3 protein-coding genes are annotated in these 2,552 nt (G+C 42.0%); all 3 read left to right on the top strand.

What is annotated here, in order from left to right:
* Positions 1–1,047: phenylacetate--CoA ligase family protein (locus tag ACEW8S_RS03360; RefSeq protein ID WP_373516773.1), on the top strand; the 1,047-nt coding region annotated here is incomplete at its 5' end.
* Positions 1,048–1,060: 13 nt separating this feature from the next.
* Positions 1,061–2,116, top strand: coding sequence for a sugar-transfer associated ATP-grasp domain-containing protein (locus tag ACEW8S_RS03355; protein WP_373516772.1), 1,056 nt, complete (start codon positions 1,061–1,063; stop codon positions 2,114–2,116).
* A 41-nt stretch (positions 2,117–2,157) separates the two neighbouring features.
* Positions 2,158–2,552, top strand: a 395-nt coding sequence (locus ACEW8S_RS03350) for a hypothetical protein (RefSeq protein ID WP_373516771.1), incomplete at its 3' end; no start/stop codon positions are given.

Below are 2,552 nucleotides of genomic sequence, written 5' to 3'. Positions count from 1 at the left end.
GATAGCATAAAAGCCGATAACGTATCGGCATCGCATTATAGGAAGGCCACGACTTCGGGCAGTACAGGTTTTCCCGTTACCACCCTTCAAGACCGTAGACATCCCGAAACCCCCATTAGATGGCGTATTCTTCAATGGTGGGGCGTCAAACCCTGGGAGAACCAGGCCTTTGTCTATAGATATAAAAGGCGCTTTTCAGAACGTTTCAGAAATAAAATATTATGGTGGCCTACCAGACGTATATTTTTGGCGGCGGCAAATCCGAACGCCAAACAGCTGAATAGATTTGTGCGCGATTTCAACCGGGTAAAACCTACTTTGCTTCAAGGGTATGTGGATGTCGTTTTTGAGTTTGCTTTATTTTTACTTGATAATGACTTAAAAATCCATCCCCCAAAAATGGTTTGGGTCACCTCGGCACCGCTGTTTCAAGAGCAGCGTGAATTGATGGAAAAAGCCTTTGGAGCACCCGTTTGTGATCAGTACGGCAATACCGAAATTCCGCTAATTGCGGCCGAGTGTCCCGAGCAAATGGGGTTGCACATGATGCAAGATACGGTTCATGTTGAATTTGTAGATGAAAATAATCGGCCCGTACCTCCCAACACAACAGGTAAAATATTACTGACAGATCTTACCAATTATGCATTTCCATTAATACGTTATGAGATAGGGGACGAAGGAAGATATATGGAAAACGCGTGTAATTGTAAGATACCGCTTCCTTTGATGGATAATGTGCGGGGACGAAGAGCGGTGATTATTGAAACCCCTACGGGCCTAAGTATACGTGGTGAGCATATTATGGCCATGTTCGATGGTTATATGAAAGTTTTTAAAGAGATACAATTGCGCCAAGAGGCCGATTTTTCCGTATGTATCTATTATGTGCCCAGAAATTTACATAAAGGACTCGAAGAAGTAGAAAAGATGGCGGAATTGCTCAGGCAACGTGCGCGTTCGGAGATAAATGTCAGATTTGAGGAGACACAAAAAATTAAACGGGTAAATAAGAAAACCCCTTTGATCATAAGCAATCTTCGATAATTTTTATACGGTTATGCTTAAAGCGGAAAATTTAAAACACTACGTAAAACAAGCCTCTGAAAAAGTATTGCGTATTCGGTACCACCGTATTTCCAATAGAATTGCATTTGAATCCCTTAAAGGGATACAAAAAGAAAAAGGTAAACTTAACGCTACCACAAAAAAGCTTTCGGACGAGTACGCCAACGATGTTTTGGGATGGAAAGGTTTTGCACCATGGTTATATGTATATTCCGCCGTTAGAGGCAATTTTGAGGAAGGTTGGCTACCCGATAATTATTACGGTAAGGTGGTCATCCCAAAAATTCAGGGGGATTACGGAAAAATTTCCTCTCTTAAGCCACTCTGTAATAAATTGTTCAATGCTAAGGTCACTCCCGATGTCGCCTCTTTTATCAACGGATTTTGGTTCGATCAAAATTTGAGACCGATTGCTAGCGAGAGTCTACAAAAATTTATATTTGCCGATACGGAAAAGGTGATATGCAAACTGGATAAATCGTATCAAGGCCGGGATATATTTCAATTTAAAAAACACGATTTCATCGTGGACATTATCGAAAAAAAAGGAAATTGTGTCGTTCAAAAATACATTCGGCAACATCCGTTTTTCGATGCGTTTACCGCAACTTCAGTAGCCACTATCCGAATAACGACGGTTGTGGACAATGATAATAAGATTTCGTTGAGAGCTTGTTACCTCAGACTGGGAAGAGCCAATGATACCCACGTTAAATCGGTGAACCATATTCGTATTCCCATAAACATGGCAAACGGTACGCTATATGAGTATGGTTATCTTGCAAATTGGCAAACGATTGTCGCACATCCCGATTCCAAGGTCGCTTTTAAGGGCCAAACGATTCCCGGTTACCTTGAATGCATACAGCTGGTAGTAAGGCTACATGAAAAAATGCCCATGGTACGGGCCATCGGGTGGGATCTTGCCCTAGATATGGAAGACAACCCGGTGGTTATGGAGTGGAATGGATATAGTAACGATATTAAATTTTCGGAGGCCACCCAAGGGCCCTGCTTCAAAGATTTAAATTGGCACCGATTTAAATAAAGTATGGATATTTGCCCCAGCATGTCTAAAACCTACTTTTAATGATAAAACCTGTAAAAAAGGAGAGGAACACCAAGCTCGATCTATTACGTTTTAGCGGTGTTCTGGTGATTATGGTAGCGCACTCCGACCCACCGGGGTGGCTTTTTCAACTCAGGAATTTTGGATCGCCAATGTTGATTCTGGGTTCGGCATTGACTTACGCCTATATCTATAAAACCCGTACACTGGACCGCGTTCCCTTTTTTAAAAAAAGGCTGAAACGGTTGATTTTGCCCGCTTGGATCTTGACGTTTTTCTTCGCGTTCGTTTCCATCGCCTTTTTGGTGCTTGGAAGAACCTTTCCCTATACCGGTCTGGAAGTATTTGAGTCTTACACCTTCTATGACGGCATCGGTTTTGTATGGATTTTCAAGGTCTATATGATTTTGGCCTT

The organism is Pricia sp. (genome assembly GCF_041745955.1).
Lineage (GTDB): Bacteria > Bacteroidota > Bacteroidia > Flavobacteriales > Flavobacteriaceae > Pricia.
This window is presented reverse-complemented; position numbering and strand designations above follow the sequence as displayed.